The following is a 16,720-nucleotide window of genomic DNA, read 5'->3' on the forward strand; positions in this document are numbered from 1 at the left end:
GGAGATGTGGGAAGGCTGAGACCCCACAGGAGCGTATGCGACGAGGAGGCTCAGCTCACGCCCCTAGGAAAGCGAGCATCCCTACGTTCCAATCAACTTACACATACTGAAATAGCAACAATGCATACGAAAACAGCTTATTTAATTTATTTATTAGTATTTCACAATCGAAAATTCAGCTTTTTCATTCCTTGCCGTTAATTTGCCAAATCCACCGATTGGGAAAGTAAAGCGTGAAGTTGTATGACCGAAACTAGCGTTTGCGATAACAGGTATATGTGCAAGTTCCCTTTTTGATTTAATTATTTTAATCAATAGCTCCTGATTAAAACCTGAGTTTCTTTGAAATGTACCTATGATCAACCCTTTAACACCTTTAAAAGCCGGTTGGTGAATTAACGCTTGAAGCCATCTTTCGAACATAAAAATTGCTGAAGGACCACATGTATTACATTCTTCTATTAATAAAATTGAGTCAGTTAAGTCAGGGGTATAGTCTGTTCCTAATGAAAGAATAAGTGTACCGAGATGGCCACCTATTAATTTTCCATCTGTCTCTCCTTCATTTATAACAAGGTACCCTTCATTAGTATGAAACTGTCTATTTTCTTGATCTTTTAACCATGCATCATCGCTCCATACTTTTGCCTGAGATACATTAAATGGTTCATTCTCAAACAAACATTGCTTAAAATAGTCCAAAGTATAGTCTATTCCTTTTACCATTCCAAATGATGAAAAATGCGGACCATAATAGGTTACTAGTCCAGTTTTTGAATGAATTGCGTTATGGATTGCTGTTATATCAGATAAACCACAAAAAATCTTTGGATTCGCTTTAATTAAGTCGTAGTCAATATAATCAAGGAGGTGATTTGAGTTAAATCCACCTGATGTTGTAATAATGCCTTTTACATTAGGATCTTTAAATGCATCATGAAGATCCTCTATCCTTGAACGAATTGAAGAAGATTTAAATTCATCTATTTCCTTCGCATGTTTTGAATAGCTTACACTTAATCCTAATTGTTCAAGTCTACTTATAGCTAAAGCCTGAGTTTGTTCATCAATTAATTCTAAACTCCGTGATGGTGATATTACTCTTAGTTCATCACCTTGTTTCAATTTTTTCGGAAACATTACTTGAAATACACTCCTTTTTTAGAAAGGCTGTTTTCGTATACATTGTTACTTTTTTTAGAATGCGTTAGTTGATTACAACTCCAGGATACTCGCTTTCCGTGGGGCGTGAGCTCAGCCTCCTCGGCAAGCCTGCGGGGTCTCAGTCTTCCCGCTATTCCCACAGGAGTCTCGTACCTTCCGCCCGAATCAACTTCTGTCTTTAAATTTCAAAAGCAACAATCTTTTAGAAAAGACCCTTCAGAAAAGACTCATCTGTTTAAGATGTAAGTCTCTACTTTACCAATAACCCTATAATGACAATAATAATTATGTAAAATACTGTCCAAAGTATATAACGATTTCTCTTAAAAAACTTTTTAATGTCATTAGACTTTACATATTCTTCTTCTAATTTTTCAATTTTCCGCCGCTGAATGATTAAACTTCCATAGAAAACGACATTACCTAAACATAAAACTAAAAAGGCATTCCCCATGTGATTTGCTGTAATAAGTCCATATACTGACAATCCCAACAAGCAAATATTATAAAACACGAAAGTATTCTTAGCTGCTTTTCCTACATGTAATTGCTCCATTTCATCTTGTTTTCTTAATTTCATCTTTACTCCTCCCCTTTATTCACCTTCTAATGTAAACATATTTTCTACTGTAGTATTAAAATAGCGCGCTAACTTTAGAGCAAGCTCTAGACTAGGATTGTAATGATTGTTTTCAATTGCAACAATTGTTTGCCTTGTAACATTTAAATCCTTCGCCATTTGAATTTGTGTAATTTGAGATTCTGTTCTTAATTCTTTAATCCGATTTTTAACACTCATTTTTTCACCCATTTTGTAAAGATATCTTTACTTTTACATTATATAAATTCTTCCGTTTTGTAAAGATATCTTTACATCATTTTATCAAAGTTGATTATGAGAAACTCACATCTCTAAAAGAACTCATTTTCAAACAAATTTCAGTCAAAGTATTCTTTATTATGTAACAAAATGTGAAAACGTGCATTTAATAGCAATATAGGCATATAACTCAGGTGTCTGAAAGGAATGGTCTAGTGTGGTAAATCCAACTCATAGTTCCTCCCCTCCAGTTCACATATTTCAGGAAACAATTACAGGTAATTTCAGTGCGTCTACTTACGATATTACTCAAATAGTATGGTCAGCATCTCCGGGGGCATATTTTGAAGGAACTTTTGAAATTTCTAATTCATCTGTAAGTTACGGGACAGTATGTGGCTGTATTACAACAACTGATTGTCTCGAATTTATAACTCCAATTGGTTTTTCAGTAGGTCGCACAGTGACTAAGCCTACTGAATTTTCAATTACTGTACCTGCAGCATCAAGTGGTACGTATAGTATTACTTTATATAAACGTGTATTAGCATAATTAGGTTTATTTTAGATTGTTGCTTATAGGTTTTGTAATTTAAAAGACAGAAGTTGATTGGAACGGAAGGGTGCCAGGCTCCTGTGGGAGATGCGGGAAGGCTGAAACCCCACAGGAGCGTATGCGACGAGGAGGCACAGCTCACGCCCCTAGGAAAGCGAGCATCCTGGAGTGGAAAGCAACTTACACATATTGAAATAGCAACAATTTATACGAAAACAGCCTTAAACAAAAGGAATTTCCTCTTAAATACTAATTACAAAATCTTCAATTTGAAGATTTTTTTATTGCGTTGCTAAATCTAATTTCGCAAACAAAAACAATCATAATGCACTGAATTGTTTCAAAATTAATGGATTTATTTGACCGAATTTTTGCTGTTATACATAAGATTAAAACTCTAATATACACATGATTAAAACTCTCTCATATGAAAGGATTCTAATAAATCTTTGCATGAAAATGTTATATATTAATGTAAAGTTGAATACCAACTTTTATATTCGACAAACTTAAGGGAGAGTGAACTTATGACAAAACATGACTTACATTACGAAATTAAGTATGTAGACAAATTAACTAACAAGAACGTCAGATTCAAACATTTATTTGAATCAACAGATTCAAGTCACGATCTCGCAAGAAACATCGCAGGTAGTTTAATTGAACGTGACAAAGCACATTCTGTTACGATTGATTTGTTATTTTTTGACCATAAAGATAAAGAGCATATACGTAATACAGAACTTGTAAAACGAAAAAAAGATGGAAAGATCGTATCTCTGTTTAAGGATACTAAAAATAAAAAAATGGTAGAAGTTGTAATTCCATAAGAAAAAACAAATACTGAAAGTTTACAGATCGTGCTTTTTACTATCCTGTTCTGCACGAGATAAAAGAACACGAATAACAATTATTCGATCTTGACAAATCGTATGAAGAAGCAGGATATCGATTAACACTTGAGTTCAGAAGCTTACAATATTATTACCCGTATCATTGAGCTATTAATTCCTTAACAAAAAAATTACCTCATCTCTTTATAGAGTTGAGGTAATTTTTTATTCTGAACTAAAGTTGTCTCAAAATTTGACTTTACTTATTTAATAGTTGGTTGATAAGATTTTCATTAAACTCTTGGTTACGTAACATTTCAATTTCAAGTTTATACGGTGCAACTTTGTTATTTTTATCTTCACCTACATATGGAGTCTCAAGTATTTTTGGAATACTCACTAACTGTGGATGATTGACAATGTAATTTAATGCTTTAAATCCAATATGACCAAAGCCAATATTTTCGTGGCGGTCTTTTCTACTTCCCATTGGATTTTTACTATCGTTAATGTGCATAACTTTCAGCTTGTCTAGCCCTACAATATTGTCAAATTGTGCCAATACTCCATCAAAGTCATTTACAATATCATATCCTGCATCATTCGTATGACAAGTATCAAAACATACAGATAGCTTGTCATTAAAATGAACACCTTCCATAATTTTTGCAATTTCTTCAAAAGACTTTCCACATTCTGAACCTTTTCCAGCCATTGTTTCTAATGCAATCTGAACTGGAGTTTCTGCAGTTAAAACCTCATTTAGTCCTTCAATGATTTTTGCAATCCCTGCTTCTTCACCAGCTCCAACATGCGCACCTGGATGAAGTACGATTTGTTTTGCACCAATTGCTGCAGTTCTATCAATTTCTTTTTGAAGAAATTCTACACCTAGCTCAAAAGTTGAAGGGTTTGTTGTATTACCAATATTAATAATGTACGGCGCATGAACAACGATATCTGCTATCCCGTTTTCTGCCATATGCTTAAGTCCTGCTTCAATATTTAATTCTTCTATTGGTTTTCTTCTTGTATTTTGAGGTGCACCAGTATACACCATAAATGTAGTTGCTCCGTAGCTAGCAGCTTCTTCACTTGCCGCTAATAACATTTTCTTTCCACTCATTGATACATGCGAACCAATTCGTAACATCTTTTTCACTCCTACCTATTTTTCATACATTCTATTGTAACATGATGTCATTAAAATAAGGAAAATGAATTCCTCTATTTAATTCCAAGAAAAAAAGAGCACATAAAGTACTCTTCGTTTTCATTATTTTGTTTTCTTCTTTACACGTTGTTTGAAGTTCTCACGTTGCTCATTTAATTTACGTTTGTAACCTGGCTTTACTTTTGATGGTTTTTTAATTGCTTTATTTGCAACCACATCTAAATTGCGGTCTGTCTTTTTACGAAGTTTACGTTTCGCACGAGGTGCTAATTCAACCCATTCTCCGTTTCTAATTTCACTGTGTTCGAATTCAATTCCACGATCTTCTAATTTATCTAATGCTTGTTCATCTTCTTGGTCATAAATTGTAACTGCAATTCCATCAAAGTTTGCACGACCTGTACGCCCAACTCTGTGTACATAGAAATCTAAATCAGAAGGTAATTCTACGTTAATAACATGACTAACACCTTCAATATCAATACCCCTAGAAGCTAAATCAGTTGCCACAATGTATTGATACTCTAAATCTTGAATTTGCTTCATCATTTTTTTACGTTCGCGTGGCGTTAAATCTCCATGAATACGACCAACCTTTAATCCCTCAGCTGCTAATTGATCAGCTACTTCTTCAGCTTTTTTCTTTGTATTTGTAAAGACAATCGCTAAATACGGTTGAACGCTTAATAAAATATTCTTCGCTATTTTTGTTTTATCCTTATGACGACTTGGAACAATAATATGTTTAATTTGACGAGATGCCAATTGTTTTGGATCAATATGAACATGCTCTGGATTTTCCATATATTTTTTCATAAAAGGCTTTAACTTTTGTGGGATTGTTGCTGAAAATACAAGCATTTGTAAGTTTTTAGGCATTTTCGCTGCTACTTGGTCAACATCATGAATGAATCCCATATCTAACATTAGATCAGCTTCATCTATAACTAAATATTTTGTCGTATGCACTTGTAATGCATTTTCATTTACTAAATCTTTTATTCGACCAGCTGTACCAACCACAATATGAGGTTGTTTTTTTAATTTTTCTACTGTTCGTTGATAATCAGTACCTCCAACAAACACTTTAGCAGTAAGTTGTTCATCTTCTGGACAGCAGTCGATGATTTTTTCAATTTCTTTATAAATTTGAGTAGCTAACTCACGCGTTGGAGCTGTAATTACCATTTGAACTTGATCTATAGATGCATCAAGTGTATTAATCGTTGGAATTAAGTAAGCATGAGTTTTACCAGAACCCGTCTGTGATTGTCCAATAATACTTTTACCTGTTTTAATTAGTGGAAATATTTTTTTCTGAATTTCTGTTGGTTCTGTAAAATGATTTTTTTCTATCGCATCCATAATAAATGGCTTAAATTGATAATTTTTAAATGTAGTTGTCATTATAACACCTTCTTTTTTAATACTTTCTGTTTATTCTTCTTATATTAACGTCCCTTGATAGCTACAATTATTCATTATACATCATATTGACTAATAAAAGCTAATCATTCTTACTTATTTTAGTTTCGTATATTTTTGATTGTCCTATACTAACCAATTTACAAGTAAATGCATAGGCTAGATATTAATGATATTTTAGAAAAGGAGGGTGCATTATGGGGATATTTGATAAGTTAAAAAATAAGCGTCGGCAACAGCAGACAATGAACGGTAATTCCCCTTTTCAATTTGGTCCGGGTCAAAATGGTGGATACCAACAACCATTTATGCCTTTTCCTCAACCTTTTGATCAACCAATCCAACCTTATTCACAACAATATGAACAATTTCCTAACCAGTTTGAATTTTATTCTGGGGAGAATCAACAACAAGTACAACAATTTCAGCAAATTGACCAACCATTTGACCAGCCAATCCAACAGTTTACTCCTCAAACTTTTCAACAACCACAACCACAACCAAATGCATATCAGCAATATGTTCAACAAAATAGATTATTACAACCTGTACCTTTTCAGAATCAACCAGTAATTCAACCTGCACAAAATCCGTTTCAAAACCAAGCTCCTTTTCAACCAACACAGAACCCTTTACAAAACCAAGCTCCTTTTCAACAAGCGCAGAATCCGTTTCAAAACCAAGCTCCTATCCAACAAGCGCAGAATCCGTTTCAAAACCAAGCTCCTATCCAACAAGCGCAGAATTCTTTTCAATCACCTAAAATGATTCAGCAAAACCAGTTTCCAATGACAGGGCAGCGTCAAAGTGGTAGTTCTACGCCTGGTATTTTTTCTCGACTTTTAGGAGGAGACACCTCATTTTCTGGCGTAATCGGACATATGCAGAAAGCAGTGCAAACAGCACAGCAAGTAACACCTATGATACAACAGTATGGGCCAATTGTTCGTAATTTCCCTTCTCTTTACCGTATTTTCAAAGCTGTCAATACGGATGATACAGAAAAAAAAACGAACACAAAAGATAATAAAAAGAAGGATGAAAACAAGAAGGAAAAAAAACTTCTTACGAACAACCAAGAAATAAATAATGAGACAGAAAATAAACTTGATGAAATTTCTTCCCAAGAATCATCAACTGACAATAGTTTACGTAATAAGAAAAGAGATAAAAATTCAAACGGACAACAAAGTAGGCCAAAATTGTTTATTTAAACATTTTTCTTTGAATAGTATATGGTCCCTCCTTTATAATAGAAAATGATCGTATAAAATTATAAGGAGGGTCTTTTTATGAAGGTTTTAAAGGTGACCCCAAGAGGATACTGTTACGGCGTTGTAGATGCAATGGTTATAGCACGTAACGCTGCTAGAGACCAATCGCTACCAAGACCGATCTATATATTAGGGATGATCGTTCACAATAAACATGTCACTGATGCATTTGAAGAAGAAGGTATTATTACATTAGATGGACATAGCCGATTAGATATTTTGGACAAAATTGACAAAGGTACTGTCATTTTTACGGCACACGGAGTTTCACCAGAAGTGAAGCAAAAGGCCATCAAAAAAGGATTAATGACAATTGATGCAACTTGTCCGGATGTTACAAAAACACATGATTTAATAGAAGAGCAAATGAAAAATGGCTATCATTTTATTTACATTGGTAAAAAGGGCCATCCAGAGCCTGAAGGGGCTGTAGGTATTGCTCCTGAGGTTGTCCATTTAGTTCAAACAAAAGAAGATATTATGGAACTTACGATTCCAACAGAGAAAATTATCATTACCAACCAAACAACTATGAGCCAATGGGATGTACAAGAGCTGATCCAGTTTTCTTTACAAAAATTCCCAACTGCACATGTTCATAAAGAAATTTGTTTAGCTACTCAAGTACGCCAAGAAGCTGTTGCTGATCAAGCTAAAGAAGCAGATTTAACCATTGTTGTAGGTGACCCAAAAAGTAATAACTCTGAACGTTTAGCACAAGTTTCTAAAGAAATTGCTGATACAAAAGCATACCGAATTTCAGATATTAGTGAATTACAATTAGAATGGCTTGAAGGTGTTGAAACGATAGCCGTAACATCTGGTGCATCAACACCTACACCTATTACAAGGGAAGTCATCGAGTTTTTAGAAAACTATGATCCATCTAACCCTTCAACATGGGAAAGAAAATCACAAGTTGAAATCAGCAAAATTCTACCTAAAGTTCGTGAAAAAAAATAAAAATCGCCCTCGGGCGATTTTTTTTATGAGACAATAACCTTTAACAGAGCCTTCTAAATAAATATAAATGGATCAGTATCAATCGAAGAAGCAACAATTTCACAAGATAACTTTTCTCTCTCTAATTTTTGATCCAATAATTTTTTCACACCATTTTTCATTACTTTTTCAATGTTATGCCCTGCATCTATTATATTTAGACCTTCCATTTTGAAATCTTGGGCAACATGATAATAAATATCTCCACTGATATAAATATCCGCACCTTGTCGTTTTGCATGGAAAGCAAACTTATTTCCATCTCCACCAACAACTGCTACTTTTTTTACTTTATCAGTTAAATTCCCTACGACACGCACACCTTTTAAGTCTAATTTTTCTTTTACAAAATGAGCAAACTCTTCGACAGTCATTTCATGAGCTATTTCACCTATTCGTCCTACACCATAAGATACTCCGTCATTTTCTAACTCAAAAGTATCAAAAGCAACTTCTTCATATGGATGAGCTTTTTTCATAGCGCTAATAGCCTGTTTCAGCTTAGATTTAACAATAACTGTTTCAATTTTAACTTCTTCTACCTTTTCAAGTTTGCCCGCTTCTCCAATAAAAGGATTTGTTCCCTCCATCGGCATAAATGTACCTAATCCTTCAGAAGTAAACGTGCAATGGATATAATTACCAATATGACCTGCTCCAGCAATTCCTAGTGCATTACGCACTTGCTCTTCATGTGTTTTAGGAACATAAACAACCACTTTAACAAGTTTATCAACATAAGTTGGAGCTAAAACCTTTGTACTTTGTAATTCTAAAGCCTCTGCAAGAAAATCACTTACTCCAGTTTCAGCACAATCTACATTCGTATGAGCTGCATAAATCGAAATATCATGCATTAAACATAGCTGAAAAATTTGTCCAACTTCATTATCTATAACGATTTTTTTAAGTGGACGATAAATAATTGGATGATGGGCAATAATTAAATTTGCACCTATTTCAATCGCTTCTTCAATAACAGCTTTATTAACATCTAACGCGATTAATACTTTATTTACCTTTTGAGAAAGAGAACCAACTTGTAAACCAATTGGATCTCCTTCTTCTGCTAAGTATTTTGGAAATAATGCCTCAAACTGTTGAATAATTTGATGACCATTTACAGATTTCATCAAAGCACCTCTCCAATCCATTGTAATTTCAACTGTATTTCTTTTACTTTTTGGATGGTTTCTTCCGTTTGTTGAGCTGATTCTAATTGATGTAAGATTCTCTCATAATTTTGTTTTTCGTGCTTCCACTTTTTGAAAAAAGCCTCATTTTTCTTCTGAATTAAATAAGGACCGATAAATAACTCCTTCTCCATTTCTGAAGAAAAAGGATTTTTATGTACAGATTTTTTGGCAACAAGTATTTCATAAATCTTACCATCTTCTTCAAGAATATCCTCATCAACTAAAGACCAGTTGTGATCCTTTAACCAATATCGTATTTGATGAGCACCAATATTTGGTTGTAGAACAAGCGTTTCTACTCCCTCTAATTTTTCTTTTCCACTATCTAAAATGCTAGTTATTAAGGAACCGCCCATACCAGCTATCGTAATGACATCTACTTCATTCGGATTTAGGACCTCTAACCCATCACCTTTACGAGCCTCTACTTTTCCATCTAAGCCACTTTGTCTAATCGTTGCACATGCAGATTTGTATGGTCCTTCAGTAATTTCACCGACAATTGCAGAGTGACAACGATTTGTTAAAACCGCATAGCATGGCAAGTATGCATGATCAGATCCAATATCCGCTAGCTTTGAATTATTTGGAATATAATTTACTACGTTTTTCAATCTTTTTGATAAATTTAATTCGTTCATTTCATCACCATATTTATATTTATTTCTAGTCCTTGTTAAACAAGATTGTTGATACTCGCTAAGATCCACTTTCTATTCGTAGACTTTTCTCGTATTTCAAAAGGCTGTTTTCGTATAGATTGTTGATACTTTAGAATGCGTAGTTGATTACAACTCCAGGATGCTCCCTTTCCGCGTGGCGTGATCTAGCCTCCTTGGCGAGCCTGCGGGGTCTCAGCCTTCCCGCTATCACACAGGAGTCTCGCACCTTCCGCCCGAATCAACTTCTGCCTTGAAATCTCAAAAGCAACAATCTTTTAAAAAAGAGCCTTTAGAAAAGATTTATTCTCAACAATAAACTTTTAACAAAGCCAATTTCTAAAACTCATTATTTACTTAAACAGTGTAGCAAACTAATGGAAAAATGTAAAAAAGACCTTATCATAAGATAAGATCTTTTTCTCAAAACATTTTATTTTTTAGATGCAAGCCATTTTGCCATTACATCCACTTGTTCAGCTGGAAGTAATCCTTTAGGCATTGTTCCAATTTTACCTGTTTTACCATTTTGTAAAATGTTTTTAATTTCATCTTGGCTTAATTGGCCACCAATTTTTTGTAGGTTTGGACCTACTCCACCTTGCATTTGATCACCATGACATCCAATACAAGTATTTTTATAAATATCTTCTGGTTTAGCTGACGCTGTCTCAGTAGTTTTTTTGCCTCCGTCTTTAGCAGCTGCAATTTCTTTCTTTTGGTCTACACCCTTAAAACCAAGAATAATGATTAGTACGATTCCAATTGCAGCAATCAAAGCAAAAGGAATTAACGGATTACGTTTCATAAAAAAATCCCCCTTATGTATCCCCAATTACCAAAAAAATAAATTATTATAACATTATTATTGTAAACGATTAAAAACAATAAAAAAAGTACAAAGTTTATTATTTTTAAAATAGTTTTAAAAGAAAAACTAATTAGATTATATTCCACTTAGAAAGTGAAAAAAACATATGCTATAAAAATGATAGAACATGCAATTCCTGATATAACAAAATAATTTAGTTTTTTTACTAAACCAATTAAGATCCAAATTAAACAATTTAATAAAAGAATAACCCCAAACCCTACTGTTGTTAATTTAAAGATCCTACTAAATAATTCAATACTAATTTCTAAACAAAGAAATGCGAATACACAATATGATAAATGCCGCCAAATTATTTGTTTTTTTGTCAATCTAATCATAAAAAGAGTAGTAATTACTAGAATTAAGCCTAAAATGAATATTTGCAAATTTAAAGACAATTCTGTAAAATAAAGTACATAAACAGATATTGGTAAAAATAGCACACATAAGATTGCTAAAATCGGTATATTACTTCTTACTTTAGTTTGTACCTTCTCTGTTTGTAAGTTGCTGCCTTCTGAATAAATTGTAAGCAAATAATTACAATATTGTTCTGGAAGCATTCTACTTTCTTTCCAAAAGTTTATTTCTTTTAATATAATTTGTTTTCTTTGTTCATCCATTGATTATCCTCCAAAATATAGGAGTAGAATTTTAAAGATTCAAAAAAATCCAGCTTATTTAATACAATAACATCATTCGACATTTTTGTGTATGGACAATCGTTTTGATTTTTTGTATAAATTGTGAACATTTTTCATTACTTTAGAACGAAAAACGAAAGCACCTTAATACCTTGTTACCTGTTACTCGTTTCCTTAATACCTTGTTTTTCTTTGTTACCTGTAACTTGTTTCCTGCATTTTGTTACCTATTTTCTTTATTCGACAAAAAAAAGCTTACTCCTTTTTTAAGAAGTAAACTTTTTATATAACTATTCTATTCTAAGAAATCTTTAAGTCGTTTACTACGACTCGGATGACGAAGCTTGCGTAATGCTTTTGCTTCAATCTGACGGATACGTTCACGTGTTACACCGAATACTTTTCCTACTTCTTCAAGTGTTCTTGTTCTACCGTCATCCAGTCCAAAACGTAATCTAAGAACGTTTTCTTCACGATCAGTTAATGTATCTAATACATCTTCTAATTGTTCTTTTAGCATTTCATACGCAGCATGTTCTGCTGGAGAAGTTGCTTCTTGATCTTCAATAAAGTCACCTAAATGTGAATCATCTTCTTCACCGATTGGTGTCTCTAATGAAACTGGCTCTTGAGCAATTTTAAGGATTTCTCTAACTTTTTCTGGTGGTAGATCCATTTCTTCTCCAATTTCTTCAGGAGATGGTTCACGGCCTAGGTCTTGTAATAATTGACGTTGAACACGTATTAATTTATTGATTGTTTCAACCATATGAACTGGGATTCGGATTGTTCTTGCTTGGTCAGCAATTGCACGAGTAATTGCTTGACGAATCCACCAAGTTGCATACGTACTAAATTTGTAACCTTTACGGTAATCAAATTTTTCAACCGCTTTAATTAGACCCATGTTTCCTTCTTGAATTAAATCAAGGAATAACATACCACGGCCAACATAACGTTTAGCAATACTTACAACAAGTCGTAAGTTTGCTTCTGCAAGACGGCGTTTTGCTTCTTCATCGCCTTCTTCAATCCGCTTTGCAAGTTCAATTTCCATACTAGCAGATAGAAGATCTACTCGGCCGATTTCTTTTAAGTACATACGAACTGGATCGTTAATTTTTACTCCTGGAGGAACACTTAAGTCGTTTAAGTCAAATTCCTCTTCCTTCGCTAATTGGCGAACTCCTGGTTCATCATCAGCATCACCAACTAAATCGATTCCTTGTTCACCTAGTTGTTCATAGTATTCTTCTAATTGATCTGAGTCAATTTCAAAACTGTTTAAGCGGTCAGCAATTTCTTCGTATGTTAACACACCACGTTTTTTACCATGTTCGATTAATTGTGCCTTTACTTGCTCAAGTGTTAATTCATTTTCCATTTCTTTAGAACGAGCCGATTTATCAGCCATATGTTCCCCTCCTACCAAAAGTTCGCGAATCATTTAACATATTTCATGCTAGACCTTAACTGAGTGATTTGCTGTAGAATGGTCGCAGCTTTGACAAAGTCACCTTCACGTTCAGCTTTTTTTAAGTCTACTTCTTTTTCTTTTATTTGCTGTTGTTTATCATAGTTGTTTAAAGCATCTAAATAATGCTTAAGCTCTTGGTCTGTCAAATCTGGTGCAACTGGTACATTTACTATTCTTGCTACAACATCCTGAAGCCTTTTTGAAGGAAGGTAATTCATAAACTTACTAATATTAGGTTCATTTCCATCTTCATAATATGCATAAAGATGAATAATAATTTCTGAATGTTCTTGATTATAAAATAAACCTTTGTATTGGATTTGAACCTTCTCTGTAACTTCATTGCTATTTAGCATGTGTGCTAAAAGAATTTGTTCAGCTTTAAGATGTGCTGGTAGAAGTGTGCTAGTTGAATAATCGTTTTTGCGATCATAATTCCTTTGAACATTTTTATTAGAGCTTTGATTTTGATTTTGATTTTGAAATTGTTGTAATTCACTTCTTAATGCATCTGCAGAGATTGAAAATTCCTTTGCTAATGCATTTACATAATAATCTTGCTCAATTAATTGAGGCAATTTTTTAATTTCCTGTAGCATCTCATTTATGTATTGAAATTTAACAGTCTCATCTTGAAAATTTTTGCCTTTTCGGTGATATTGCATTTTAAAACTCATTAATGATACACTAGCATCAATAATAGCACTCTGAAAATTATCTACACCAAATTTTCTTACGTATTCATCAGGATCTAATCCATCAGGTAAAGTAGCAACTTTTATTGTAAAGCCTTCCTTTTGTAACACGTTTGCAGCTTTCTCAGTTGCGTTTATACCAGCATTATCAGAGTCATAACATAAAATGACTTGCTCAGTAGTGTGTTTTAAGATTTTTGCTTGATCTTCTGTCAATGCTGTTCCCATTGTTGCAATGGCTTCTGTAACACCTGCTTGATAAGCAGCAATAACGTCAGCAAAGCCTTCCATTAGTACAGCTCTATTTTTTTTACGAATTGCATTTTTCGCCTGATAGAAGTGATAAAAAAGCTTACCTTTATGAAAAATTGTTGATTCTGGGCTATTCAAATATTTTGGTGATCCTTCACCCATTATTCTCCCACTAAAAGCAACAATTTTCCCTTGATGATTATGAATTGGAAAAATAATACGATCTCTAAAACGGTCGTAATATGATCCATCTTTTTCACTTCGAGCAACTAAGCCGGCTTTCTCCATTATTGACATTGGATAGCCTCTTTTTTGTAGCACTTTAGTGACAGCATCCCATGAATTTAACGCTACACCAATTTCAAATTGTTTTATCTCTTCTTTCGTAATACCTCTACTTTGCAAATAGTCAAATGCTTTTTTGCCTTCTTCTGTATTAACTAAAAGATGATGATAATACTTTTTTACAAATTCGTGAGCTTCATACATAACTGCCTGCTCAGTTGATTGTGGATTCTGAACGATGTCTGTTTGATCAATTGGTAGATCAATATTCGTTTTTTCAGCAAGTTGTTGCACTGCCTCTTGGAAATTAATTCCTTCTAGTTGCATTAGAAATGAAAATGAATTCCCCCCTGCTCCACATCCAAAGCAATGAAAAATTTGCTTTTCAGGTGAAACAGAAAATGAAGGTGTGCTTTCTCCGTGAAATGGACATAGGCCGAAATAATTTCTTCCTTGCTTTTTCAATGGAACATACTCGCTTACTACATCAACTATGTCTACTGATTGACGAACCTTCTCAACTAGTTCATCGGGAATTCTGTTTCCCATAACGACAGCTCCATATACTATTTTATTCGATAAAACTCAGCGTATTCCTTCAAGTTTCGACAATATTTTTTTATTTTTTGTAGAATTTTTCATTTTTAATGAAATGAATTCTCATATTTAAAATATTGTCAACTTAAATTGAAAGAACACGAGTTTCTCTTGGTACTTGATTAACAATCCATACTCGAATGAATTAAACTAGTTGTGGATTTACAATTTAAATAAAAAAGCAAATGTAATTTGTTTTGTAACAATTAAATTGTTACTATTACTTTGAAAGAAATAAAAAAATACGTTTTGATAAAAAACTGCCTTCTCAGATTAATTACTGCAATCAATCTTTTTTCCTAAGCTGGAAAAGTATCAGCATAATCTTATAGGGCTATTTTCTGCATAAATGTTATTTCTACATTCTTTCATAAAAATCCTTTTTACTTAAAATTGTTTTATGTACGAAGATCGACTGAATACTTCTAATCAAAGCTTCCTAAAAAATACTTAACACACATATTCCTAGTTTATTCGTAAGTTTAAAAAGTTAAACCTAAATTTGATTGTTTTCATACAATTTTTTATTATAATCTATTTACGCGCTGAAATCCATTAAAAAGCACTCATAAACGCAAGATTTTTTTATTTGTTAAATTTATTAAAAAATAGCAGTTTTCGTATATATTGTTGCTATTTTTAGAATGCGTTAGTTGATTACAACTCCAGGTTGCTCCCTTTCCATGGGGCGTGAGCTGAGCCTCCTCGGCAAGCCTGTGGGGTCTCAGCCTTCCCGCTATTCCCATAGGAGCCTCGCACCTTCCATTGCAATCAACTTCTGTTTTTAAAATAAAAATTCTCAAAAGTAACAATCTTTTAGAAAAGAACCTAATTAAAAAATGGCTATTTTAGTATATGTTGTTGCTTTGTCACAATGAGATTAGTTGATTTCCGCTCCAATCAACTTTATTATTAATAAATTTCTCTTTAATAAAATCTTTTAGAAAACAGACTAAAAAATAGACACATCTTTTAATTAGATATGTCTATTTTTCATGTATTGATTTAAAATGACGTTTGCAGATTCTTCTACAGCTTTGCTTGATACGTCAATTACTTTACAACCAATTTTATCGACAACTTTTCTAAAATGCTGAAGCTCTTCTTCAATTCGTTTTAGATTAGCGTAACTAGCTCCATCATGTAATCCTAAAGAAGCCAATCTTTCTTTTCGAATATGATTTAATTTTTCAGGTGTGATCATTAAACCAAAACATCTTTCTTTCGGTACTCCAAATATTTGTTCAGGAGGATCAACTTCAGGAACTAGCGGAACATTAGCCACCTTATATCCTTTATGTGCTAAATATTGAGAAAGTGGAGTTTTAGAAGTTCTAGACACACCAATTAAGACAATATCTGCTTTCTCTATCCCTTTCGGATCTCGTCCGTCATCGTATTTTACTGCAAATTCAATTGCTTCAATTCGTTTAAAATAATCTTCATCAAGCTTTCTAACAATGCCTGGTTCATATTTCGGTTCTAAATTACTGTTTAATGCAATCGTTTCAATTAAAGGTCCAATCACATCATATACTACTACTTCATTTGCTTTCGCTTCTTCTATTAGTGCATTTCTCATTTCAGGCTTCACTAATGTAAAGACAATGACTCCATTATTCTCTTTTGCGATATGAACAATTTCTTTTAATGTAGCAACATCTTCAACATAAGGAACTCGTCTAACTTCAATTTTTTGATGAAATTGACTGATGGCAGCTTTTACTACTAGATCAGCTGTTTCTCCTACTGAATCAGATACAGCATAGACAATTGTATTACTCATTCGCTCA

At 33.3% G+C, this 16,720-nt stretch carries 16 protein-coding genes; 4 read left to right on the forward strand and 12 right to left on the reverse strand.

Features of this window, described 5'->3' with window-relative positions; all coding sequences use genetic code 11:
• Nucleotides 1-153: 153 nt before the first annotated feature.
• The 3 genes from J5Y03_RS00005 to J5Y03_RS00015 all read right to left on the reverse strand — a co-directional run bounded on the left by J5Y03_RS00005 (nucleotide 154) and on the right by J5Y03_RS00015 (nucleotide 1,963).
• On the reverse strand, nucleotides 154-1,140 hold the full coding sequence (locus J5Y03_RS00005; RefSeq protein ID WP_209401000.1) for a S66 family peptidase: 987 nt from the start codon (nucleotides 1,138-1,140) through the stop codon (nucleotides 154-156).
• Nucleotides 1,141-1,414: 274 nt separating this feature from the next.
• Nucleotides 1,415-1,744, reverse strand: a complete 330-nt coding sequence (locus J5Y03_RS00010) for a hypothetical protein (RefSeq protein WP_209401003.1) — start codon at nucleotides 1,742-1,744, stop codon at nucleotides 1,415-1,417.
• A 15-nt stretch (nucleotides 1,745-1,759) separates the two neighbouring features.
• Nucleotides 1,760-1,963, reverse strand: coding sequence for a helix-turn-helix transcriptional regulator (locus J5Y03_RS00015; protein WP_209401006.1), 204 nt, complete (start codon nucleotides 1,961-1,963; stop codon nucleotides 1,760-1,762).
• A 238-nt stretch (nucleotides 1,964-2,201) separates the two neighbouring features.
• Here J5Y03_RS00015 and J5Y03_RS00020 point away from each other — a divergent pair, with 238 nt between their 5' ends.
• Both J5Y03_RS00020 and J5Y03_RS00025 read left to right on the forward strand, forming a co-directional pair.
• Nucleotides 2,202-2,537, forward strand: a complete 336-nt coding sequence (locus J5Y03_RS00020) for a hypothetical protein (protein ID WP_209401009.1) — start codon at nucleotides 2,202-2,204, stop codon at nucleotides 2,535-2,537.
• 530 nt (nucleotides 2,538-3,067) lie between these two features.
• Nucleotides 3,068-3,370: a hypothetical protein gene (locus J5Y03_RS00025; RefSeq protein WP_209401012.1), complete on the forward strand. Its 303-nt coding sequence runs from the start codon at nucleotides 3,068-3,070 to the stop codon at nucleotides 3,368-3,370.
• Between the two features lie 262 nt (nucleotides 3,371-3,632).
• On the opposite strand, the gene J5Y03_RS00030 is transcribed toward J5Y03_RS00025, so the two are convergent.
• Entirely contained in the window at nucleotides 3,633-4,526 is an 894-nt protein-coding gene (locus J5Y03_RS00030) for a deoxyribonuclease IV (RefSeq protein WP_209401015.1), read from the reverse strand.
• Nucleotides 4,527-4,649: 123 nt separating this feature from the next.
• Nucleotides 4,650-5,957, reverse strand: coding sequence for a DEAD/DEAH box helicase (locus tag J5Y03_RS00035; protein WP_209402159.1), 1,308 nt, complete (start codon nucleotides 5,955-5,957; stop codon nucleotides 4,650-4,652).
• A gap of 212 nt (nucleotides 5,958-6,169) precedes the next feature.
• Here J5Y03_RS00035 and vrrA point away from each other — a divergent pair, with 212 nt between their 5' ends.
• Nucleotides 6,170-7,186 (forward strand): VrrA/YqfQ family protein, encoded by a 1,017-nt coding sequence (gene vrrA / locus J5Y03_RS00040; protein WP_209401021.1) that lies wholly within the window; start codon nucleotides 6,170-6,172, stop codon nucleotides 7,184-7,186.
• 78 nt (nucleotides 7,187-7,264) lie between these two features.
• Nucleotides 7,265-8,209: a 4-hydroxy-3-methylbut-2-enyl diphosphate reductase gene (locus tag J5Y03_RS00045; RefSeq protein ID WP_209401025.1), complete on the forward strand. Its 945-nt coding sequence runs from the start codon at nucleotides 7,265-7,267 to the stop codon at nucleotides 8,207-8,209.
• Nucleotides 8,210-8,262: 53 nt separating this feature from the next.
• Here J5Y03_RS00045 and J5Y03_RS00050 read toward each other — a convergent pair whose 3' ends face one another.
• The 7 genes from J5Y03_RS00050 to J5Y03_RS00080 all read right to left on the reverse strand — a co-directional run bounded on the left by J5Y03_RS00050 (nucleotide 8,263) and on the right by J5Y03_RS00080 (nucleotide 16,713).
• The gene (locus J5Y03_RS00050) at nucleotides 8,263-9,384 is read right to left on the reverse strand and encodes a Nif3-like dinuclear metal center hexameric protein (RefSeq protein ID WP_209401032.1); all 1,122 of its coding nucleotides are present in this window, start codon (nucleotides 9,382-9,384) and stop codon (nucleotides 8,263-8,265) included.
• On the reverse strand, nucleotides 9,381-10,085 hold the full coding sequence (locus J5Y03_RS00055) for a tRNA (adenine(22)-N(1))-methyltransferase (protein WP_209401035.1): 705 nt from the start codon (nucleotides 10,083-10,085) through the stop codon (nucleotides 9,381-9,383). Before J5Y03_RS00055 ends, J5Y03_RS00050 begins: the two co-directional genes overlap by 4 nt.
• Before the next feature lie 451 nt (nucleotides 10,086-10,536).
• The gene (cccA, locus tag J5Y03_RS00060) at nucleotides 10,537-10,911 is read right to left on the reverse strand and encodes a cytochrome c550 (protein WP_209401044.1); all 375 of its coding nucleotides are present in this window, start codon (nucleotides 10,909-10,911) and stop codon (nucleotides 10,537-10,539) included.
• 149 nt (nucleotides 10,912-11,060) lie between these two features.
• On the reverse strand, nucleotides 11,061-11,600 hold the full coding sequence (locus J5Y03_RS00065) for a hypothetical protein (RefSeq protein WP_209401050.1): 540 nt from the start codon (nucleotides 11,598-11,600) through the stop codon (nucleotides 11,061-11,063).
• Between the two features lie 316 nt (nucleotides 11,601-11,916).
• Nucleotides 11,917-13,035 carry an RNA polymerase sigma factor RpoD gene (rpoD, locus tag J5Y03_RS00070; RefSeq protein WP_209401053.1) on the reverse strand — a complete coding sequence of 373 codons (1,119 nt, stop codon included), beginning with the start codon at nucleotides 13,033-13,035 and terminating at the stop codon, nucleotides 11,917-11,919.
• Nucleotides 13,036-13,064: 29 nt separating this feature from the next.
• Complete coding sequence (dnaG, locus tag J5Y03_RS00075) at nucleotides 13,065-14,879, reverse strand: DNA primase (RefSeq protein ID WP_209401056.1); 1,815 nt, start codon at nucleotides 14,877-14,879, stop codon at nucleotides 13,065-13,067.
• 1,024 nt (nucleotides 14,880-15,903) lie between these two features.
• Nucleotides 15,904-16,713 carry a pyruvate, water dikinase regulatory protein gene (locus J5Y03_RS00080; RefSeq protein WP_209401059.1) on the reverse strand — a complete coding sequence of 270 codons (810 nt, stop codon included), beginning with the start codon at nucleotides 16,711-16,713 and terminating at the stop codon, nucleotides 15,904-15,906.
• Nucleotides 16,714-16,720 lie beyond the last annotated feature (7 nt).

The organism is Gottfriedia endophytica (genome assembly GCF_017814275.1).
In the GTDB taxonomy this organism is placed as follows: domain Bacteria; phylum Bacillota; class Bacilli; order Bacillales; family Bacillaceae_G; genus Gottfriedia; species Gottfriedia endophytica.